At 64.8% G+C, this 20,589-nt stretch carries 15 protein-coding genes; 7 read left to right on the top strand and 8 right to left on the bottom strand.

What is annotated here, in order from left to right:
* The first annotated feature begins 4 nt into the window (after nt 1-4).
* The 6 genes from pepN (at nt 5) to KW568_RS20835 (ending at nt 8,206) form a co-directional block, all read left to right on the top strand.
* A complete protein-coding gene (gene pepN / locus KW568_RS20860; RefSeq protein WP_004577425.1) occupies nt 5-2,662 on the top strand; it encodes an aminopeptidase N in 2,658 nt (885 codons plus the stop codon).
* A 270-nt stretch (nt 2,663-2,932) separates the two neighbouring features.
* Nucleotides 2,933-3,973, top strand: coding sequence for a YCF48-related protein (locus KW568_RS20855; RefSeq protein WP_004577426.1), 1,041 nt, complete (start codon nt 2,933-2,935; stop codon nt 3,971-3,973).
* Complete coding sequence (locus KW568_RS20850; RefSeq protein ID WP_003247228.1) at nt 3,970-6,369, top strand: RND family transporter; 2,400 nt, start codon at nt 3,970-3,972, stop codon at nt 6,367-6,369. The genes KW568_RS20855 and KW568_RS20850 overlap by 4 nt, the downstream gene beginning before the upstream one ends.
* A 151-nt stretch (nt 6,370-6,520) precedes the next feature.
* Nucleotides 6,521-6,811 (top strand): DUF5629 family protein, encoded by a 291-nt coding sequence (locus KW568_RS20845; protein ID WP_004577427.1) that lies wholly within the window; start codon nt 6,521-6,523, stop codon nt 6,809-6,811.
* Nucleotides 6,777-7,907 carry a lactonase family protein gene (locus KW568_RS20840; protein ID WP_004577428.1) on the top strand — a complete coding sequence of 377 codons (1,131 nt, stop codon included), beginning with the start codon at nt 6,777-6,779 and terminating at the stop codon, nt 7,905-7,907. Before KW568_RS20845 ends, KW568_RS20840 begins: the two co-directional genes overlap by 35 nt.
* A 122-nt stretch (nt 7,908-8,029) precedes the next feature.
* On the top strand, nt 8,030-8,206 hold the full coding sequence (locus KW568_RS20835) for a hypothetical protein (RefSeq protein WP_003247232.1): 177 nt from the start codon (nt 8,030-8,032) through the stop codon (nt 8,204-8,206).
* A 72-nt stretch (nt 8,207-8,278) separates the two neighbouring features.
* Here the strand turns inward: KW568_RS20835 and KW568_RS20830 are convergent, their stop codons facing one another.
* From KW568_RS20830 to KW568_RS20820, 3 genes are read right to left on the bottom strand one after another with little or no spacing between them, the layout of a single operon-like run.
* A complete protein-coding gene (locus KW568_RS20830) occupies nt 8,279-8,872 on the bottom strand; it encodes a glutathione S-transferase (protein ID WP_003247233.1) in 594 nt (197 codons plus the stop codon).
* Nucleotides 8,869-12,513, bottom strand: a complete 3,645-nt coding sequence (locus tag KW568_RS20825; protein WP_004577429.1) for an SbcC/MukB-like Walker B domain-containing protein — start codon at nt 12,511-12,513, stop codon at nt 8,869-8,871. The genes KW568_RS20830 and KW568_RS20825 overlap by 4 nt, the downstream gene beginning before the upstream one ends.
* The gene (locus KW568_RS20820; RefSeq protein ID WP_232861279.1) at nt 12,510-13,748 is read right to left on the bottom strand and encodes an exonuclease SbcCD subunit D C-terminal domain-containing protein; all 1,239 of its coding nucleotides are present in this window, start codon (nt 13,746-13,748) and stop codon (nt 12,510-12,512) included. Before KW568_RS20820 ends, KW568_RS20825 begins: the two co-directional genes overlap by 4 nt.
* Nucleotides 13,749-14,237: 489 nt before the next feature.
* Here KW568_RS20820 and KW568_RS20815 point away from each other — a divergent pair, with 489 nt between their 5' ends.
* On the top strand, nt 14,238-14,669 hold the full coding sequence (locus KW568_RS20815) for a DUF2628 domain-containing protein (protein WP_003247236.1): 432 nt from the start codon (nt 14,238-14,240) through the stop codon (nt 14,667-14,669).
* 72 nt (nt 14,670-14,741) lie between these two features.
* On the opposite strand, the gene KW568_RS20810 is transcribed toward KW568_RS20815, so the two are convergent.
* From KW568_RS20810 to KW568_RS20790, 5 genes are read right to left on the bottom strand one after another with little or no spacing between them, the layout of a single operon-like run.
* Nucleotides 14,742-16,373, bottom strand: a complete 1,632-nt coding sequence (locus KW568_RS20810; RefSeq protein ID WP_003247237.1) for a BatD family protein — start codon at nt 16,371-16,373, stop codon at nt 14,742-14,744.
* Nucleotides 16,370-18,088, bottom strand: a complete 1,719-nt coding sequence (locus tag KW568_RS20805; RefSeq protein WP_003247238.1) for a tetratricopeptide repeat protein — start codon at nt 18,086-18,088, stop codon at nt 16,370-16,372. The genes KW568_RS20810 and KW568_RS20805 overlap by 4 nt, the downstream gene beginning before the upstream one ends.
* Nucleotides 18,085-19,161 carry a VWA domain-containing protein gene (locus KW568_RS20800; RefSeq protein WP_003247239.1) on the bottom strand — a complete coding sequence of 359 codons (1,077 nt, stop codon included), beginning with the start codon at nt 19,159-19,161 and terminating at the stop codon, nt 18,085-18,087. The genes KW568_RS20805 and KW568_RS20800 overlap by 4 nt, the downstream gene beginning before the upstream one ends.
* Nucleotides 19,154-19,648 carry a DUF4381 domain-containing protein gene (locus KW568_RS20795; protein ID WP_003247240.1) on the bottom strand — a complete coding sequence of 165 codons (495 nt, stop codon included), beginning with the start codon at nt 19,646-19,648 and terminating at the stop codon, nt 19,154-19,156. The genes KW568_RS20800 and KW568_RS20795 overlap by 8 nt, the downstream gene beginning before the upstream one ends.
* Nucleotides 19,645-20,589: a DUF58 domain-containing protein gene (locus tag KW568_RS20790; protein ID WP_004577431.1), complete on the bottom strand. Its 945-nt coding sequence runs from the start codon at nt 20,587-20,589 to the stop codon at nt 19,645-19,647. Before KW568_RS20790 ends, KW568_RS20795 begins: the two co-directional genes overlap by 4 nt.

Here is a 20,589-nt window from a genome sequence, read left to right as displayed (position 1 = left end):
GCACATGCGTACCGAACAACCGCAAGTGATCTACCTCAAGGATTACCAGGCGCCGGAGTACCTGATCGACGAGACGCACCTGACCTTCGAGCTGTTCGAGGACCACACGCTGGTTCACGCGCAACTGGTCATGCGCCGCAACCCGGCACGCGGTGCTGGCCTGCCGCCACTGGAACTCGATGGCCAGCAGCTGGAACTGCTGCGCGCCTCGCTGGATGACCAGGAACTGCAGCCAGGCGACTACCGGCTCGACGCCGACAGCCTGACCGTGCAGCCCAAGGCCGAGCGCTTCACCCTCGACACCAGCGTGAAGATCCACCCGGAAAGCAACACCGCCCTGGAAGGCCTGTACAAGTCGGGCAAGATGTTCTGCACCCAGTGCGAGGCCGAGGGCTTCCGCAAGATCACCTACTACCTCGACCGCCCGGACGTGATGAGCACCTTCACCACCACGGTCATCGCCGAGCAGCATCGCTACCCGGTCTTGCTGTCGAACGGCAACCCGATCGGCAGCGGGCCGGCCGAAGATGGCCGCCACTGGGCGACCTGGGAAGACCCGTTCATGAAGCCGGCCTACCTGTTCGCCCTGGTGGCCGGTGACCTGTGGTGCGTTGAAGACAGCTTCACCCGCCAGTCCGGCCGTGAGGTGACCCTGCGCATCTACGTCGAGCCCGAGAACATCGACAAGTGTGACCACGCCATGGTCAGCCTGAAAAAGTCCATGCGCTGGGACGAAGAAGTCTATGGCCGCGAGTACGACCTGGACATCTTCATGATTGTTGCAGTCAACGACTTCAACATGGGCGCCATGGAAAACAAGGGCCTGAACATCTTCAACTCCAGCTGTGTGCTGGCCCGCGCCGAAACCGCCACCGATGCTGCGCACCAGCGCGTCGAAGGGGTGGTCGCCCACGAGTACTTCCACAACTGGTCGGGCAACCGTGTCACCTGCCGTGACTGGTTCCAGCTGTCGCTGAAGGAAGGCTTCACGGTGTTCCGCGATGCCGAGTTCAGTGCCGACATGAACTCGCGCACGGTCAAGCGCATCGAAGACGTCGCCTACCTGCGCACCCACCAGTTCGCCGAAGACGCCGGCCCCATGGCCCACCCGGTGCGCCCGGACAGCTTCATTGAAATCTCCAACTTCTACACCCTGACCGTCTACGAGAAGGGCGCCGAAGTGGTGCGCATGGTCCGTACCCTGCTGGGTACCGAAGGCTTCCGTAAAGGCAGCGACCTGTACTTTGAACGTCACGATGGCCAGGCGGTAACCACCGACGACTTCATCAAGGCCATGGAAGACGCCAACGGCGTCGACTTTACCCAGTTCAAGCGCTGGTACAGCCAGGCGGGTACCCCGCGTCTGGAGGTCAGCGAGGCGTATGACGCCGCCGCGCAGACCTACAGCCTGACGTTCCGCCAGAGCTGCCCGCAGACCCCGGACAAGGCCGAGAAACTGCCGTTCGTGATCCCGGTGGAACTCGGCCTGCTGGATGCCGCCGGCAATGACCTGCCGCTGCAGTTGGCGGGCGAAGACGCCGCTCAAGGGACCAGCCGCGTGCTGTCGGTGACCGAGGCCGAGCAAACCTTCACCTTCCAGGGCATTCAGGCCAAGCCGCTGCCGTCGCTGCTGCGTGGCTTCAGCGCCCCGGTGAAGCTGAGCTTCCCGTATGACCGCGACCAGCTGATGTTCCTGATGCAGCACGACAGCGACGGCTTCAACCGCTGGGAAGCGGGCCAGCAGCTGTCGGTGCAGGTACTGCAGGAACTGATCGGCCAGCATCAGCGCGGTGAAGCCCTGAAGCTCGACCAGCGCCTGATCACCGCCCTGGGCACTGTGCTGGGCAACGAATCGCTGGACCCTGCCATGGTGGCCGAAATGCTCTCGCTGCCAGGTGAGGCGTACCTTACCGAGATCAGCCAGGTGGCCGACGTCGACGCCATCCACGCCGCCCGCGAGTTCGCACGCCAGCAGATCGCCGAACACTTGTTCGACGCCCTGTGGGCGCGTTACCAGGCCAACCGTGCAGTGTCGCGCAGTACTGCCTATGTGGCCGAGGCCAAGCACTTTGCCCGCCGCAGCCTGCAGAACATTGCCCTGTCGTACCTGATGCAGAGTGGTAAGCAACAGGTGCTGGAGGCGACCCTGGAGCAGTTCGAGCACTGCGACAACATGACCGAGCGCCTTACCGCGCTGGCGGTACTGGTCAACTCGCCGTTCGAGGCCGAGCGCGCCAAAGCGCTGGCGGCGTTTGCCGAGCACTTCAAGGACAACCCGTTGGTCATGGACCAATGGTTCAGCGTGCAGGCGGCCAGCACGCTGCCGGGTGGGCTGGCGCGGGTCAAGGCATTGATGCAACACCCGGCCTTCACCCTGAAGAACCCGAACAAGGTGCGTGCGCTGATCGGTGCCTTTGCCGGGCAGAACCTGGTCAACTTCCATGCTGCCGATGGCTCCGGGTATCGCTTCCTGGCGGACCTGGTGATCGAGCTGAATGCGCTGAATCCGCAGATTGCCTCGCGGCAACTGGCGCCGCTGACCCGCTGGCGCAAGTATGACGATGCGCGTCAGGCGCTGATGAAGGGTGAGCTGGAGCGGATTCTGGCTTCGGGTGAGTTGTCCAGTGATGTGTATGAGGTTGTGAGCAAGAGTCTGGCGTAATTGTTGTGAATTGGGGCTGCTTTGCAGCCCTTCGCGGGTGAACCCGCTCCTACAGGGGGACGTAACCTTGTAGGAGCGGGTTTACCCGCGAAGGGCCGCCCAGCGGCCCCGGCTTTCCCCTGCCGACAACAAAACATAACACCCCGCCCGTTGTCTTCCCGCAAACATCCCCGCTACGATCCCCTCAAGCTATTGCAGGCCTCTAGATCAGGCTTTTTGCAAAGCCTGCAATGCATTGACCCACCAAAAAGAACACAACAAGGGGCAGTCATGAGGGAACAGTTGCGTACGCCAGCCAGGCGTGGTGCCTGGCCATGGGCAGCCAGCGCGATGCTGGCATTGGCATTAGGGGTGTGGGCAGACAGCGCCCAGGCCGCGGCCGCCGACGAATACTCCACCGAATCGGCCAGGGCCAGCCAAAGCCTGTTGATCGACGCCACCCATGCCGGCAAGCGCCTGGTGGTGGTGGGTGATCGCGGCCACATTCTGTTCTCCGACGACCAAGGCAGTACCTGGACCCAGGCCCGGGTACCCACCCGGCAATTGCTCACTGCTGTGTTTTTCCTCGACGACAAGCGTGGCTGGGCCGTCGGCCATGACGCGCAGATCCTCGCCAGCAGCGACGGCGGCGCCACCTGGAGCAAGCAGTTCGAAGACCTCGCCCGTGAAGCGCCCTTGCTCGATGTCACCTTCCTTGACGCCCAGCACGGCTTTGCCGTGGGGGCCTATGGTGCCTTGCTGGAAACCACCGATGGTGGGCAGCACTGGCAGGATGTGGCCGAGCGGCTGGACAACCCGGACCAGCTGCACCTGAACGGTATCGCCCACGTGCGCGATGCCGGCCTGTTCATCGTGGGTGAGCAGGGCGGCATGTTCCGCTCCACCGACAACGGCCAGACCTGGGCCAAGGTTCAGGGCCCCTACGAGGGCTCGCTGTTCGGCGTGATCGGCACCGCCAGGCCGCAGACCCTGCTGGCCTACGGCCTTCGCGGCAACCTGTTCCGCTCCAGCGACTTCGGTGACAGCTGGCAGCCGATCGAACTCAAGGCCGCGCGCGGTACCCTGGAGTTCGGCCTGGCAGGCGCTACGCTTGTCGATGATGGCAGCCTGGTGCTGGTCGGCAATGGTGGCAGCGTGCTGCGCAGCACGGACGACGGCCAGACCTTCAGCGTGTACAACCGTGCCGACCGCCTGGCCCTGGCCGGCGTCAGTGGCCTGGCCAACGGCGGCCTGCTGCTGGTGGGGCAGGGGGGTGTACACCTGGCCAGCGCCGAAGGGGCTGATCAGGCGGCCCGGGAGGTGCGCCCATGACCAGCAGGGAGAGCATTGCCATGCACCCGCATCACCAGGACAAGGCCACGCTGCTCGAACGCCTGATCTTCAACAACCGCCCAGTGGTCATCGCCCTGTGCGTGCTGGTCAGCATTTTCCTGTTCTGGCAGGCCACGCAGATTCGCCCCTCCACCAGCTTCGAGAAGATGATCCCGCTGCAGCATCCGTTCATCGAGCAGATGATGGAGCACCGCAACGACCTGGCCAACCTCGGCAACACCGTGCGCATCTCGGTGGAGGCGGTGAACGGTGACATCTTCGACAAGGACTACATGGAGACCCTGCGTCAGATCCATGACGAAGTGTTCTACATCCCGGGTGTCGATCGGGCCGGGCTGAAGTCACTGTGGAGCCCCAGCGTGCGCTGGAGCGAGGTCACCGAAGAGGGGTTTTCCGGTGGCGAGGTCATCCCTAACACCTACAACGGGTCGCAGGACAGCCTCGATACCCTGCGCGACAACGTGCTCAAGTCAGGCCAGGTGGGGCGCCTGGTAGGCAACAACTTCAAGTCCAGCATCGTCGACGTGCCGCTGCTGGAGAGCTACCCCGACCCGCAGGACCCGGGCAAACAGGTGAAGCTGGACTACCAGCAGTTCTCTCACCTGCTGGAAGAGAAGATCCGTGACAAGTTCCAGGCGCAGAACCCCAATGTAAAAATCCACATCGTCGGCTTTGCCAAGAAGGTCGGTGACCTGATCGATGGCCTGGTGATGGTGGCGATGTTCTTCGGCGTCGCCCTGGTGATCACCTGGGTGCTGTTGTACTGGTTTACCTGGTGCATCCGCAGCACTGTCGCCGTGCTCATCACCACGCTGGTGGCGGTGGTCTGGCAGCTGGGGCTGATGCATGCGGTGGGCTTTGGCCTGGACCCGTACTCGATGCTGGTGCCGTTCCTGATCTTCGCCATCGGCATTTCCCACGGGGTGCAGAAGATCAACGGCATCGCCCTGCAGTCGAGTGACGCCGACAACGCCCTTACCGCTGCCCGGCGCACTTTCCGTCAGTTGTTCCTGCCGGGAATGATCGCCATCCTTGCCGACGCGGTGGGCTTCATTACCCTGCTGATCATCGACATCGGGGTGATTCGCGAATTGGCCATCGGCGCCTCCATCGGCGTGGCGGTGATCGTGTTCACCAACCTGATCCTGTTGCCGGTGGCCATCTCCTACGTGGGCATCAGCAAGAAGGCCATCGAACGCAGCAAGAAAGACGCGACCCGCGAGCACCCGTTCTGGCGCCTGTTGTCGAACTTCGCCAGTGCCAAGGTAGCGCCGGTGTCGGTGGTGCTGGCGCTGCTCGCCTTCGCCGGGGGCTTGTGGTACAGCCAGAACCTGAAGATCGGCGACCTCGACCAGGGCGCACCGGAGCTGCGCCCCGACTCACGCTACAACCAGGACAACAACTTCATCATCAGCAACTACTCGACCAGTTCCGATGTGCTGGTGATCATGGTCAAGACGCCGTCGGAGAAGTGCTCGGTCCACTCGACCATGGCGCCGATCGACGAGCTGATGTGGACCATGGAAAACACCCCTGGCGTGCAGTCGGCGATTTCCCTGGTCACCGTTTCCAAGCAGGTGATCAAGGGCATGAACGAGGGCAGCCTGAAATGGGAAACCCTGTCGCGTAACCCGGACATCCTCAACAACTCCATCGCCCGGGCTGACGGCCTTTACAACGGCGACTGCTCATTGGCACCCGTGCTGGTGTTCCTCAATGACCACAAGGCTGAAACGCTGGAGCGCGTCACCGCCGTGGCCAAGGCGTTTGCCGACAGCCATGACAAGGAAGGCCTGCAGTTCCTGCTGGCGGCGGGCAACGCCGGTATCGAGGCAGCGACCAACGAAGTGATCAAGTCGGCCGAACTGACCATCCTGATCCTGGTGTACATCTGCGTGGCAGTGATGTGCCTGATCACCTTCCGCTCGTTCGCCGCCACGCTGTGCATCGTGCTGCCCCTGGTGCTGACCTCGGTGCTGGGCAACGCGCTGATGGCCTACATGGGCATCGGGGTGAAGGTGGCGACCTTGCCGGTGGTGGCGTTGGGGGTGGGCATTGGCGTGGACTATGGCATCTATATCTACAGCCGCCTGGAAAGCTTCCTGCGTGCGGGGCTGCCGTTGCAGGAGGCCTATTACCAGACCCTGCGCTCGACGGGTAAAGCCGTGTTGTTCACTGGCTTGTGCCTGGCCATCGGCGTGTGCACCTGGATCTTCTCGGCAATTAAGTTCCAGGCTGATATGGGGCTGATGCTGACCTTCATGCTGCTGTGGAACATGTTTGGCGCACTGTGGCTGCTGCCGGCGCTGGCACGGTTCCTGATCAAGCCGGAGAAGATGGTGGGCAAGGAGGGGGGCTCGATTTTCGCCCATTGAATCGCAAGGGGGCCGCATTGCGGCCCAATCGCGACACAAGGCCGCTCCTCCACTAGGTTCGCGTTCCCGTGTGGAGGCAGCCTTGTGTCGCGATTGGGCTGCAAAGCAGCACCAGGGTTATAATGCCGCCACATCTTCCACAGGTACCCCCATGTCCCCCCTCGCCACCGCCCTGCAGTCCTGCGACATGCTCCTGATTGACGGCCTGCATGCCTTCGATTTCACCGCCGACGCATCCGGTCTCACCGTCGAATGCATGGACGGCCGCCAGCTTCGCCGCTGGTCCTTCACCCCCGAACAGGTCGCCGCCGCTATCGCCACCGGCGATGAATGGCAACTCAACGATGCCAACGGCGAGCATCGGCTAGTCTGTATGAGTGCCTTTCGTGCCCCGGATGATGACCAAGATGAACCGGACCTGGACGAGCCTGCTGACCGCTAGCCTGATGAGCCTGACAATCTCTGCCCACGCCGCCACCTTGCTGGTGGGCAGCTACACCGATGGCGCCAGCCAGGGTATCTACCGCTACCATTTCGACGACAAGGCCGGCCAAATCGGCCCCACGCCCCTGCAGGTGGTGAAAAGCGTCAGCCCTTCGTGGCTGGTGCTGTCGGCCGACCAGCGTCAGCTGTTCGCGGTGAATGAGACCCCGCAGGGCCATGCCAGCAGTTTCAGCATCAGCAGCAACGGCGAAATCAAGCCGCTCAACCAAGTGGTCACCCAGGGCGACGAGCCCACCCACGCCAGCCTCAGCCGTGACCAGCGCTACCTGTTTGTGGCCAACTACGCGGTCAACCCCGACCCCGGTGGCAGCCTGGTGGTGATCCCGGTGGCCAAGGACGGCACGCTCAAGCCCGTGGTGCAACAGGCCCGGCATAAGGCGAGCGGGGTCAACCCTGAGCGCCAGGCCGGCGCCCACGTGCATTCGCTGGTGCTGTCGCCGGATGGCCAGCACCTGTATGCCAGCGACCTGGGTGCCGACAAGGTGTTCATCTACCGCTACGACGGTGCCAGTGCGGACCACCCGCTGACAGCGGCGATACCTGCGTCCGTGGCCTTGCCGCCGGGCAGCGGTCCGCGTCACTTGCTGTTCGACGCCAAGGGCCGGCACGCCTACCTCACCCTGGAAATGAACGCCGAGGTGGTGATGTTCGATGTGCAGGACGGCAACCTGGTTGAACGCCAGCGCTTACCCCTGACCGAGCGCCAGGAGGCCGCAGCGAAGGCAGCAGGTGGCTTGCACCTGTCGGCGGACGGGCGCTTCCTGTACGTGAGCAACCGTGGCACAGCCAATGAAATTGTGGCGTTCAGCGTGGGCAAGCAGGACGGCCAGTTGACGTTCCTGCAGCGTCGCCCGGTAGAAGGTGATCACCCTCGGGAGTTTGCCCTGGACCCGAGTGACAACTTCCTGCTGGTGGCCAACCAGAAGAGCAACCAGATCGTGGTGATACGTCGCGATCCGCGCAGTGGCAAGCTGCTGGAGACGGTGCAGACGCTGAAGCAGGATGCACCCTCGGACCTCAAGTTCATCGAGTGATATCGATCAGCGTGATAATCGGTACTGCCGCAATGAATTTTTGCGTGCGGCCTCGGCGGCGTAAGTTTGACCCAAGGCCCAAAAGGGCCACCGTCAAACCACCGCCGTCGAGGTCAGCCCAGATGAACTTCAATCTCTTCCCGGTTATTGCCGCATCCGCCATTTCCGCATCGGTCGTACTGCCAGCGCATGCCCATGCCGACAGCAGCAAGGCTTCTGCCACCCACAGCTACACCGAGCAGTACCTGCGCCAGAGCGCCAATTTCCATGCGGCCCTGAGTGGCAAGCACCACCACTGAGCCTTGTGCGGTGTCCTGTAGGAGCGGCCCCTGTCGCGACACAAGGCCGCTCCTGCAAGGTATCGCGTGAACTTATTTGGCCATCACTGACCTGAACAGCTCCGAAGCCAGCCACCCCTCCAGCCAGCTCCGCACACGCGGATAAGCCGCCTCGGCGAACCACTGCGGTTCGACCCCGGCAAACTGGCGCATCAGGGGCAGCAACGCGGCATCGGCCATGCTCGGGTGGTCGGCCAGCAGGTAAGCCCGCCCCACCAGCAAGCCTTCGAGCTCCGCCAGCCAGGCCTCGGCCTGCTGGCGGTAATGCTCGCGGGAATGCTCCGGGTAACGTTCGGCATACTTGTACAGGTTCACGTGCGCCTTGAACGTGGTGTCATTGCGTGCAATCAGTGTTTCAGCCTGCTGCGCAGCCGCAGGGTTGGCCTGTAGCCGCCAATCCTGCGGGTCGTTTTGCGTCAGCGCCCAGCGCATGATGTCCAGGCTCTCTTCCAGTACCTCGGCACCGGTATCCAGCACCGGTACCGTGCCCTTGGGCGACAAGGCCAGCAGCTCTGCCGGCTTGTTCTTCATCGCCACCTCGCAGATTTCCACCTCGCAGCCGGCATAGCGCAGGGCCAGGCGCGCACGCATGGCCCACGGGCAGCGGCGGAACGAGTAGAGGATCACCCGCACACCTCCACGTCACTGAGGCCATTACCCTGGCGCCGCACCTGGATCTGGACCGGGATGCGCTCGTGCATTTCCTGTACGTGGGAAATCACCGCCACTTTGCGGCCCTGGGCTTGCAAGCCGTCGAGGGCGTCCATTGCCAGTTGCAGCGACTCGGGGTCGAGGCTGCCGAAGCCTTCGTCGATGAACAGCGACTCGATACGCAAGGTGCTGGACGCCATCGACGCCAGGCCCAGCGCCAGGGCCAGCGACACCAGGAAGGTTTCCCCGCCCGACAACGAGTGCACCGAACGCAGTTCGTCGCCCATCTCGGTGTCCAGCACCAGCAGGCCAAGGGCGCTGCCGCCGCGCTTGAGGCGGTAGCGACGGGCCAGCTGACGTAGCTGGGCGTTGGCGTGGTGCAGCAGCAGATCAAGGTTGTAGCCTTGGGCGATCTTGCGGAACACATCACCGGAGGCCGAACCGATCAGGGCATTGAGGCGGGCCCAGCGTTGCCACTGCTGGTGGGCCTGTTCGATTTCTGCCGCCAGCGCCTGGTGGGCCTGCTGCCGGCGCTGATCGTCGGCCTGTTGTGCACGCAATTCGGCGCATTGCTGCTCATGGTTGACCAGCCGCCCGCGCAGCTCGGTCAGGGCGTGTTCCAAGGCTTCGGCCGAGGTGTCCACGGTCATTTGTGCGGCGTGTTGTTGCAGGCGCTGCTCACGTTCCTGCAGCAGCACGCGGCCCTGCTCGATGGCTTTTTCCGCGCCTTGCAAACGCTGGCGCAATTCATTGACTTGCGCGTCATCCATGGCCAGCAGGCGATCGAGGCCGGCATCGTCCAGTTCCGGATGCTCGCTGCGCCACTGGGCGATCTGGGCCTGCAACTGTTGGCATTCGGCATCCAGTGCCTGTTGTTGCTGGGTATTGGCCTTGAGCTCGCTGGCCAGTTGCACGCCTTGGGTGCGCAGATCTTGCAGGCGCTGGGCGGTGTCGGCATCGAGGGCGCGGGCTTGTTCCAGCGTGGCTTCCATATGCTGCTGCCAGGCTTCGGCACTGGCATGTTCGCCTAGCAGCTCGCCGAGCGACGCCTGGGCCTGCTGGCGCTGTTCGTCGAGGGCCGCGAGCGTGTGTTGCAACTGCTGCAGGCCTTGCACGCGCGCCTGTTGCTGATCGCGCAGTTTGTCCAGCTGGGCTTGCCGGGCTTGCTGTTCTTCCTGTTCGTCCTTGCGCTGTTCCAGTTGCTGCAGGCGCTGGGCAATCTGCTGGTCGAGGGCGAGGAAGGCATTGGCCGGGTCGTCGTTGAGGGCCTTGAGCGCTTCCTCTGGCAGTACGCCGGCCAGGTCGTTCAGGCCTTGCTGCAACAGTTGCTCATCGTTGGCCAGGGCCTGGTGCTGTTGCTCCAGATGGCGTTGGGCCTGTTGCTGGGCGTCGTGGGCCGCCTGCAATTGCTGGTTCAGGCGGGCGGCGTCTTTTTGCAGGGCCAGCAGGGCGCTCTGGCGTTTCTCGTCCTGGCTGATTTCTTCATCCAGGCGACGCAGCTGGCTGTCGAGCCAGGTGCTACGGGCCTTGTCGTCCTGCGGGGCGAGGGCTGGCCATAGGCTGTGTGCCTGTACCTGAGCCACCAGCGGTTGCAACTGTTCGCCCAGTTGCTGCTGTTGCTGCTGAAAGTCCTTGAGCTGGGCATTGACCACACCCAGCTGGGTACGCAGCTCCACCAGCTTGTTGTTGAGCGTTTCGACCTGCTTCTGCGCGGCGTGCTCTTCGGCCTGGTCATGGCGACCCAGGCTCTGCAGCAGCGCTTCTGGCTGATGGAAGGGGTGTTCGGCGCTGCCACAGACCGGGCAGGGTTCGCCGTCACGCAGTTGGTCACGCAGCTCTTCGACGCTGGTGGTGCGTGCCAGGCGTTGCCGTTCCAGCAGTTGACGGGTGAGGATCAACGCCTGCTCGGCGGCCTCCAGCTCGGCCTTGGCGGCGGTGCCTTCGGTAATCAGTTGCTGGCGTTGCAGCATGGCCTGCTGCTGCCGTTCGCGCAGGGCATCCAGCTGCTGGCGCAGCTCCTGTTCACGGCCGTGCAGGCGTGACATTTCTTCTACGGCGCGCTGCTGTTTGCGGTTGTCCTGCAGCATGCCGCCGAGCAGGTCGATCTGTTCGGCCAGGGCCTGGGGTTCGGCCTTGGCTTCACGGAACAACAGGTCGTAGGCGTCGCGCTCGGCCTGCAGGTGCGCATTGGCCTGGCTGGCCTGGGCCTGCAAGCCGGGTAGCTCTTCTCGGCCCTTGGTCAGGCGGCCACCGATCAGCATCACCTGTTTCAGTTGCGGCAGGTAGGCGTGCCAGGCATTGGCCAGGCCCGCCAGGTGCTGGCTGTCGGCAAGCGCGGTGTCGATCTGCGCCAGTTGCTGCACGCTGCGCTGCTGGTTGTCTTCCAGCTGCTGCAGTTGCTGCTGGCCGTCAGCGACCTGTTGTTGGGCCTGTTGGCTGATGCTGCGCTGGGCGGCCAGCTCCTGGTCCAGGCGTGCCAGACTGTCCTGCGCGGCAAAAGCCTGGCGCAGGCGCGGCGCGTTCTCGCTGTGCTGGGCCTGGCGGTCGGCAAGCGCTTGGCGCGCAGTGTCCAGCGCCTGTTCGAGTTCGCGGGTGCGCACCTGCAGTTCGGCTTGCTGCTGTTGCTGTTCGGCCATTTTCGCGGCCACTGGCGCCAGCTGTGCGCTCAGGGCCTGTCGGCGGTGGAACTGGTGACGCTGTGGGGCCAGGCGCTCCAGACGTGCCAGGTCCAGGCGTGGTTCGGCCAGCTGTTGCCAGTCCAGTTCGGCGGCCTGCAGCGTGGTGCTGGCTTCGGTGTGTTGGGCCTGTAGCTGGCGTTGTTCATTCAGCCAGTTGCGTTGCTGCTCCAGTTGGCGCTCGCCGGCCTGGTCGGCCTTGAACTGCTGTTGCGCCTGCTCCAGGCGCTGGTCGAGCTCGGTACGGGCCTCGGCAGCCATCGGCAGTAGATGGCTGGCGCGTTCTTTCAGGGCGTTGTGCGCCTCGCCGGCTTCGCGCGCCTTGCTGAAGGCACGCTGGCCCAGGCGGGTGTAGATCGCGGTGTTGGTGAGCTTTTCCAGCAACTCGCTACGGTCTTTGTCGTCGGCCTTGAGGAACGCGCCGAACTCGCTCTGGGCCAGCATCACCGCACGGGTGAACTGTTCGAAGTTCAGGCCCAGACGGGCTTCGACCAGTTGCTTGTATTCGTTCTTGCCACTGCCGAGCACTTGCTCGCTGTCGAGGTCGTAGAAGCTTTGACGGCTGTGCTGCAGTTTGCCGTTGGCCTTGTCGCGGGCGCGGTTGGCTTCCCAGCGGGCGCGGTAGCGGCGGCCGTCGATGCCGACGAAATCGACCTCGGCAAACCCGCTGCCGGTGCCACGGCGCAGCAGGTTGCGCGGGTCGGAGGTGGGGATGTCACCGTCGGCGTCCGGCACCTTGGCCTCACGGCCAATGGCATTGAGGCGCGGCACGGTGCCGAACAGCGCCAGGCACAGGGCGTCAAGCAAGGTGCTCTTGCCCGCACCGGTAGGCCCGGTGATGGCGAACAGGCCAGCGCTGGCCAACGGTTCTGCGGTGAAATCGATGTCGATCGGGCCGGCCAGCGATGCCAGGTTCTTCAGGCGGATGGCGAGAATCTTCATGGCTGTTCCTCTTCCTGCTGCACGTCCTGCAACAGCAGGGCGAAGTCGGCCAGCGCCTGCTCGTCGGCGGGGTTGCCGTAGGCTTGCTCCCAGGCGCGGCTGAACAGGTCTTGCGGGGTCATCTGGGCCAGCTCGACAAAGGCCAGGTCATCGTCCTCGGCGTTGTTGCGGCCGGCGTACTCGGCGCTGATGCGGATCAGCCGTACCGCCTTGCCTTCAAGCGCGGTTTCGATCTGCTGGCGCAGGTCGGGTTGCGGCTCGTCGAGCATCACCCGCACCTCCAGCCAGGGCTGGCGGTTGGGGTCTTCAAGCAGGTCGACCACGGGCAGCTCGGCCAGTTGCTGCAACAGCTCGCCCAGCGGTGCCGGGCCCACCCGTTGCAGGGCCACGGCGCGTGGTACGGGGCGTGGCTCGACGCTGACCAGGCCGTTGCCGTCCAACTCCACTTCCAGGACCTGGTGCGGGTAGTTGATTTCGGCGAACGACAGCGGGATTGGCGAGCCGCTGTAGCGGATGCGTTCTTCGCGGTTGACCTTCTGCGGTTTGTGCAGATGGCCCAGGGCGACGTAGCTGATAGCCTTGTCGAACAGCTTGGCCGGCAGCGCCTCGGCGTTGCCGATGATCAGGCTGCGTTCGGAGTCTTCCGACACCGCGCCACCGGCCATGTGCGCGTGGCTGATGGCGACCAGCGCCTGGTCTTTCTTGCGTTTCTTCAGGGCGGCGGCGATCAGTTGCTGGTGCACCTGGGTGATGCCTTGCAGGTAATCGTCACCCAGCTGCGGGCCGGTCACTTCGGCCGGCCGCAGGAACGGCAGGGCCAGGCACCAGGCAGCGACCTTGCCCCGGCCGTTGGTCAGAGGGATCAGCAGGCGCTCGGCATCCAGCTGGCCCTCGTCCAGCCAGTGCACACGGCCCAGGGCATGGGTGCGCAGGCGGCGCATGAGTGCGGCGGGCAGCTCGATGCGCGAACCGGAGTCGTGGTTGCCGGCGATCATCACAATGTCCAGCTTGGGCTGTTGCTCATGGGCCTGGACGATGAAGTCGTAGAGGCGTTCCTGGGCTTTGACGGGCGGGTTGACGGTGTCGAAGATGTCGCCCGCAATCAGCAGCGCATCCGGCTGGCGCAGGCGCAGCTGGCCGAGCAGCCAGTCGAGGAAGCAGGCGTGTTCGAAGTCGCGTTCCTGGCCGTGCAGGCTTTGGCCCAGGTGCCAGTCGGAGGTATGAAACAGACGCATGGATGACCTGTTGGTGTCGAGTCGAGCAAGCGAGGGCTTGGCTTGGGTGATGGGTGTTGCGCAAGGGCGGTATGGTAACCCAAGCACGGGGCCGCTGTGCGGCCCGAAAGTTCAGCGCTTGATCTCATCGGCGCACGGTGCTGGTTGTCCTGCAGGCAAGCCCGCGCATTAAACCCCTTGTTCATGGATGGCATTGGCTTATCGCGGTAGCGTCCTGCGACTCCAGGCGTTGACGCGGGTTGCCACGTTGGTTCCATGAAAAGCTGACATTGATAGCAGGGTGTCGCTCATCTCGGTTTGCCCCACAAGACGTGTCGCGGCAAAGCAGCGAGCACACGCTCGGCCACTTTTGCCTTGAACGTTCTGTGAGCTGGCTCTCGCTTTGTACCAGGGATCAAGCTTGCCCTCAAAAGTAGGCTGATCTACCCTCCGAAACGGCCATGATCACGGCTATTCGAAACCCACGGACGACAATCACAGGAGTCACCAATGGAAGGCATCCCTCAGACCCAATCATCCCCGGATAACCTCAAGCCAAAATGGCGGGAGCGTTTCGCCTTCTTCGATCAGTACGGCGCCCCCACCTCCGAGTCCTACAAAGCCGCATTCCGCGCCTTGCCATTCGGGAAGAAGTTGCTGATCAACAACAATTTCATAGCCTTTTTCTTCGGCCCGATCTATTGGTTCGTGCTGGGGCTGTGGAAGAAGAACCTGGTCATGCTGGCCATCATCATCGGCATCGGGCTGCTGCTGAGCGTCTATGAGGTGGCGACGGGCAGCGAAATCCCGCGTCCTCTGGATAACGGTATCAGCATGGGGTTTGCGTTTCTGTACAGTTTCCTGACCAACCGGGCCTATTACCTGAAGCAGGCCAAAGGGCAGCAGAGCTGGAACCCGTTCGAGGGGCAGCGGTTCATCTGACTCGGCTGGTACATTCGGCAAGCATTGTCAGGGGCGGCCATGAGCTGAAAATTCGCAACCAGCCACTGCGCATCACTTGGGATAGAGCGGCGGCAAGCTGCCGCTCTCGCCCGCCGGCAGCAACACCTGCTCAGCTGGCGGAATGGTACCAATCGCCCGCCACAAATCCTCCCCCTGCCAATACTGCCCGCTCTCGCTGTACAACGCCCCGTTCAACCCATCCAGCGCATCCGACAACGGCACGAAGCGCGCCGCCATCTCGGCCAGGGTTTCCGGTTGCTGCCGGGCCCAGGCATCCAGCGCCTGGCGCGTAGCCTGGGGGTCGTTGGCCTGGCACGCGCGCTTGAGGTCGTCCAGCAAGGTACGTGGGCTTGGCCCGTTCTGCGCGGTGCGCAGTACCGCTGGCCGCGAACGGGCGCGCCACCACAGGGCAAGACCCAGCACGGTGGTCAGGGCGAACACCAGTGTGGACAGCTGCCAGGGCCATAGCAGGGTGCTGGCGCTGCTGTTGTCGCCCACCGGGGTGTCGGCGCTCAGTGCCGGGTTGTCCAGCACGTTCAGCGTGCGCGCCGGCAGGCTGCTGTGCTCCAGGTGGTCTTCGCGGGTGTTCCACCAGGCCACTTCCAGCGCCGGCAAGGCCAGCGTGCCGCTGTGGGTCGGCACCAGGGCCTCGCGCTCTTCGCGGTTGGCGGTCATGCCCCGTTCGCTGATTTCGTTGCGCAGCAGCGGCTGGTCAGGGTAGCGGCGCAGGCCGATGATTTCTGTGGCCGGCAGCGGCGGCAGTTGGGTGCTGGACAAGCCTTCGGCACGCAAGGTGATGTTGCGCGTCAGCGAGTCGCCAATCTGTACCTGCTGGCTGCCCGGGTCGGGGCTCCAGTGCTCTTCCAGGGTCAGGCTGCTGGCGGGCAACCACGGCAAGCCAGCCGGCCAGGCTGCCGGAATCGGCCGTACCGTGAGGCGCAAGGGCAGCGAGCTGACCTGCACCTGGTGGCCGGCGCGGGCCGTGCCATTGGCCTGTGCTGCTTCGTCGCTGCTGGCGGCTGCCGTGGCGGTGAACGTCAGTGGCGGGATGTCGAGGGTGCCGCTTTGCTGGGCATACACCGCATAGCGGGTTTCGATCACGCCATGACGCACACCATTGATTTCCTTTTCATACGTGCGCGACTCGCCCAGCGGCTCGACCTTGGCGTTCTCCAGTTGCAGTGGGCTGAGGCTGCTGTCGTCGTACAGCGCTACCGAGTGGTAGATGCGCAGGGTCAGCACGGCTTGGGCCTGGACATAGACGTCATGGCTGTCGAGGGTCGCTTCGATGAAGACCTGAGCGTTGTCCTGGCGGCTGGCATCGGCCTGCAGCACTTGCAATTCGATGGCTTGGCTGTGCGACTGGCCCAGCTGCAGCTCGGGAATGCGCAGGCTACCGCTGCGCCGTGGCAGCAGGGTGATGATCCAGCGGGTGCTGGCGCGGGTTTCGCCGTCCAGGGTGTGCAGGCTGTTCAACTGGCGCGTGCCGCGCACTTCGAAGTCACCTTCCAGGGCGCGCAGGTCAGGCTTGCCGAACTGGGTGACGTCCTGGCTTTCCAGGGTCAGTTCCAGGCTTTCGCCCGCTTCCAGGCGGGTGCGGTCGACGCTGGCCTGCAGCAGCGGTTCGGCGTGGGCCAGTACGGCCCATAGCAGGGTGAGGAGAAAGACGCCGAAGCGACTCATCGTGATTTTTCCTGATGCAATTGCTGTTCATACCAGAATTTGCGTCGCAGCAGCTCTGCCGGGTTGTCGGGAATTTCCCGCAGCCATTGCTCCAGGGCTTGGCGCTGTTCGCCGTCGAGGCTGGTCGACACCGGGCGCTGTGGCGGCTGGATGACGCTGTCGTCACCCCCGGCCTGGTTGCCGGGGGCGGCCTGGCTGTTGCTGCTGCTTTCGCCGGGTTGTTCGGGGCTGGCCTGTTGGTCGTCGCCGGGTGTGCCTTGGGCCGGGCTGCTGGCCGAGCTGCTGTTGCCTTCGGTTTCGCTGCCGGGCGTGTCTTGGGCATCGCTGCCGGGCGGTTGTTCTTCGGCCTTGGCTTCACGTTGCTGCAGCAGTTGCTGCACCAGCGCCTGGTTGTCCAGCGCGGCCTGCAGGTCGGGCTGGCGCTCCAGGGCTTGCTCGTAGGCATCCAGGGCGGCGTCCAGCTCGCCACTGTGGGCCAGAGCATTGCCTCGATTGTAGTGGGCTGCTGCAGTGTCGCCTTGGGAAAATGCCTCGGCGGCACCGGCATAGTCGCCGGCCTGGTACAGGGCCATGCCGCGCCATTGCGGGTTCTGGAAGTGACGCGCAGCGCTGGCCGGGCGGTTTTGCTCCAGCAGCTTCTGGCCTTGCTGGTCGGGGCGCAGCCACAGGTCGTTGAACTCGAAAGCCTGGCTAGGCTGCGGCAAGGCCAGCAGCAGCGGCAGGCAGAACAGCCAGCCGCGCCGGCCAGCGCAGGCGGCCAGCAGCAACAACGGAATCAGCAGCCAGTAACCTTGGTCGGCCCAGCTGTCCAGTTGCAGGGTCTGGCCGTCATTGCGCCCGCTCCGCGGGTTGTCGAACAGGCCCAGGCCACGCAGGTCGAGGTCGTCGATGCGGGCGTGCCGGTAGCGCCCGCCCGTGCCGCTGATAAAACCCTTCAGGCTGGCGCTGTCCAGGCGAGGCAAGAGGATGCCGCCCTGGTCGTCTTTAAGGTATTCGCCATTGGCCTGGCGCACCGGGGCGCCTTCGCGGCTGCCGATGCCCAGCATCAGCAGGCTTGGGCCCTGGCGGCCGAGGGCCTGGGTGATGCCCTGGCGCTCGGCGGCGCTGAGCGCCGAGCCTACCAGCAGCAGGCGGCCTTGGCCGAGGCCGCTCTGGGCCAGCAGCGCCAGGCCTTTTTGCACGGCCAGGTCGGCACGCTGGCCGGGTTTTGGCATGATCGACGGGTCGATGGCCTCAAGCAAATTGCGGGTGGTGGCCAGGTCGTCGGACAGCGGCACCAGGGTGTGCGCGGAGCCGGCATACACCACCAGCGCCGTCTGGCTGTCGCGGCGGTGTTCAAGCAGGTCGAGGATCTTGCGCCGGGCCTGTTCCAGGCGGTTGGGCGGGCTGTCCTCGGCGAGCATTTGCGGGGTCAGTTCAAGCAGGATCACCAGGGGGTCGGCCGGGCGCTGACGGCTTTCTTCCAGCCGCTGCCAGCTGGGCCCGAGCAGCGCCAGGATCACCAGTAACCAGGCGAGGCCCAGCGCCACCCACGGCAGTTTGCTGGTGCTGCCGCTGCCGCCACCCAGCAGTACACCATGGAAGGCGGGCGGCAGAATCATCTGCCAGCGCCCGGCACGCTTGCGCCGGTGCCACAGTTTGTACAGCAGCCAGCCGAGCACGGGAACCGCCAGCAGCCAGAGCGGGCGCAGCCATTGGGGCCACAAGTCGATCATCGCCGCCTCCTTAAACGCAGGCGCTTCAAGCGCTGGCGCCATTCCGGGTGCGGCTGCAGGAAGCGAGGCTTGCGCAGCAGGCGCTGCAACAGGTTGTCGGGCCACTGCACGGCTAACACCAGCAACACGCTGAGCAGCAGCGCCAGCGCCAGGGGCCAGGCGTACAGGGCCTGGGCTGTGCGCGCCTGGGTCGGTTGCTGGGCCACGGGCTCCAGTTGGTCGAGGGTATCGCCGATAGCGTCCAGTTCGGCGCCATCATGGGCGCGGAAGTAGGCGCCGTGGGTGATGTCGGCAATTTCCTTGAGCGCGGCTTCGTCCAGGTCCAGGCTCGGGTTGAGGCCGAGCAGGCCTGGGGTGCCACTGGCTTCGGGGTTGGCGCCGATACCGATGGTGTAGATGCGCACGCCTTCCTGGGCCGCCAGGCGGGCGGCTGTCAGCGGGTGAATCTGCCCGCCGTTGTTGGCACCGTCCGTGATCAGCACCAGCACCCGGCTTTGTGCCGGGCGTTCGCGCAGGCGTTTGACCGCCAGGCCAATGGCGTCGCCGATGGCGGTGTTCTTGCCTGCGATGCCGATCTGCGCCTCGATGAGGAAGGTGCGCACGGTGCGCCGGTCAAAGGTGAGCGGCGCCTGCAGGTAGGCCTGGCTGCCGAACAGGATCAGGCCCACACGGTCGCCTTCACGGTCTTGCAGGAAGTCGCCCATCAGCGCCTTGACCAGGTCGAGGCGGCTGATGTCCTCGTTCTTCCACTGCATGTCGGGGAAGTCCATCGACCCGGACACGTCCACCGCCACCAGCAGGTCGCGGCCGCTGGCGGCGATCGGCACCGGTTCGCCCAGCCATTGCGGGCGAGCGGCGGCGCACAGCAGCAACAGCCAGATGACGACGAACGGTGCCTGCTGGCGCCAGGTGGGCAGGTTGAGCCGTGCGCGGCGCCCGGCCAGGCCTTCCAGCTCGCTGAGGAAGCCCACCTTGAGCACCGGTTCACCGCTGTCGGCGGCGGGCAGCAGCAGGCGCGCCAGCCATGGCAACGGCAACAGGGCGAAGACCCACGGCCAGGCCAGTTCAAACATGCTTGCGGATCCAGGTTTCGACGGCTTGGCTGAGCCCGGCGATGGCCTTGTCATCGAGCTTGCACTCGGGTTTATAGGCGCCTTCGACCAGTACCATCCAGCGGGTCAGGCCGGCGGCCGGGCAGCGGTTATCCAGAAAGGCCAGCCACTGGCGGCCGTTGAGGGTGTGACTGTTGGCGCCTGGGTAGTGGTTGCGGCACAGGCGTTTGAGCAAGGCGTTGATCTGTTGCAGCCAGGCGCCGGCCGGGGCGCCGTCATACGGGCGTGGCAGGCGGGCCAGCTCGGCCAAGGCCTCCAGGCGTACCGGGTCCAGGGGTTGTTCGGCGCGCACGATGCGGCGTTTGCCCGGGCGCCAGCGGCGCAGCCGCCACAGGCCCCAGCCCAGGAGTGGCAGGACGGCCAGCAGCAGCCACCAGCCTGGTGCGGGTGGCCACAGGCTGACCGGTGCCGGGGCGATCAGTGGGTGCAACTGGTCGAGCGGGTTCATGACGCGCTCCGTGGCCGCTGGGCGTTCAGGTACTCGCGCAGTTGCTCGATCATTTCGCTTTGCGTGCTCAGTGGCATCAGGACCACCCTCAGCTTTTGCGCCATCAGCTCCCAGCGCTCGATGCGGGCCTCGGCCTGCTGGCGGTAGGCCTGGCGCAGGTTGGCGTCGAGGGTGTCGAGCTCCAGCTGGGCGCTGCGCTGGGCGAAGCGCAGCAGGCCGGCGGCGGGCAACGCGTGGTCGAGCGGGTCGGATACCGGCAGCAACAGCAGGTCGCAATGCCGTGAGAGCATGGCCAGGTGCTGTTCCACCTGGGCGCTGAGCGAGCGCTCATCGCAGATCACGATGGCCAGGCTGCCGGGGCGTAGCACTTCGCGGGCGCGGCGCAGGGCCAGGCCGAGGCTGTCGGCCCCGGGTATGGCTTCGGTGTGCAGTGACTGGTTGACCTTTGCCAAGCGGTTGAGCAGTTGCAGCAGGCTCTGTTTGCTGCGTCGGGGCTTGATCTCGTGGTGTTCGTTGTCGCCGAACACCAAGCCGCCGATGCGGTCGTTGTGGCCCAGCGCTGCCCAGCCGAACAGTGCCGCCGCCTGGGCCGCCAGCACGGACTTGAACATCAGCCCTGAACCGAAGAAAAGCCGTTGGCTTTGTTCGACGAGGATGAAGATCGGCCGCTCGCGTTCTTCGTGGAACAGCTTGGTGTGCGGCTCCTGGGTACGCGCAGTGACACGCCAGTCGATGTTGCGCACATCGTCGCCGGCCTGGTAAACGCGCACCTGGTCGAAGTCCACGCCGCGCCCGCGCAGCCTGGAATGGTGCAGGCCGACCAGCGGGCTGCGCTGGCCGGGCTTGGAAAACAGCTGGATTTCGCGCACGCGGTGGCGCATGTCGATCAGCTCGGCAAGGCCAATGCGGATGCCGTGTTCGGCCAGCTGCGCAGTGGGCAT

The organism is Pseudomonas sp. HD6515 (assembly GCF_024971855.1).
Classification (GTDB): Bacteria; Pseudomonadota; Gammaproteobacteria; order Pseudomonadales; family Pseudomonadaceae; genus Aquipseudomonas; species Aquipseudomonas alloputida.
The sequence above is the reverse complement of the archived record's forward strand: the minus strand, read 5'-3'. Positions and strand labels throughout refer to the sequence as shown.

What these genes read in the sequence shown, in the direction of transcription:
- pepN (WP_004577425.1), top strand. Translation starts at nt 5, where the DNA reads ATGCGTACCGAACAACCGCAAGTGATCTACCTCAAGGATTACCAGGCG.
- KW568_RS20855 (WP_004577426.1), top strand. Translation starts at nt 2,933, where the DNA reads ATGAGGGAACAGTTGCGTACGCCAGCCAGGCGTGGTGCCTGGCCATGG.
- KW568_RS20850 (WP_003247228.1), top strand. Translation starts at nt 3,970, where the DNA reads ATGACCAGCAGGGAGAGCATTGCCATGCACCCGCATCACCAGGACAAG.
- KW568_RS20845 (WP_004577427.1), top strand. Translation starts at nt 6,521, where the DNA reads ATGTCCCCCCTCGCCACCGCCCTGCAGTCCTGCGACATGCTCCTGATT.
- KW568_RS20840 (WP_004577428.1), top strand. Translation starts at nt 6,777, where the DNA reads ATGAACCGGACCTGGACGAGCCTGCTGACCGCTAGCCTGATGAGCCTG.
- KW568_RS20835 (WP_003247232.1), top strand. Translation starts at nt 8,030, where the DNA reads ATGAACTTCAATCTCTTCCCGGTTATTGCCGCATCCGCCATTTCCGCA.
- KW568_RS20825 (WP_004577429.1), bottom strand. Translation starts at nt 12,513, where the DNA reads ATGAAGATTCTCGCCATCCGCCTGAAGAACCTGGCATCGCTGGCCGGC.
- KW568_RS20820 (WP_232861279.1), bottom strand. Translation starts at nt 13,748, where the DNA reads ATGCGTCTGTTTCATACCTCCGACTGGCACCTGGGCCAAAGCCTGCAC.
- KW568_RS20815 (WP_003247236.1), top strand. Translation starts at nt 14,238, where the DNA reads ATGGAAGGCATCCCTCAGACCCAATCATCCCCGGATAACCTCAAGCCA.
- KW568_RS20810 (WP_003247237.1), bottom strand. Translation starts at nt 16,373, where the DNA reads ATGAGTCGCTTCGGCGTCTTTCTCCTCACCCTGCTATGGGCCGTACTG.
- KW568_RS20805 (WP_003247238.1), bottom strand. Translation starts at nt 18,088, where the DNA reads ATGATCGACTTGTGGCCCCAATGGCTGCGCCCGCTCTGGCTGCTGGCG.
- KW568_RS20800 (WP_003247239.1), bottom strand. Translation starts at nt 19,161, where the DNA reads ATGTTTGAACTGGCCTGGCCGTGGGTCTTCGCCCTGTTGCCGTTGCCA.
- KW568_RS20795 (WP_003247240.1), bottom strand. Translation starts at nt 19,648, where the DNA reads ATGAACCCGCTCGACCAGTTGCACCCACTGATCGCCCCGGCACCGGTC.
- KW568_RS20790 (WP_004577431.1), bottom strand. Translation starts at nt 20,589, where the DNA reads ATGCCCACTGCGCAGCTGGCCGAACACGGCATCCGCATTGGCCTTGCC.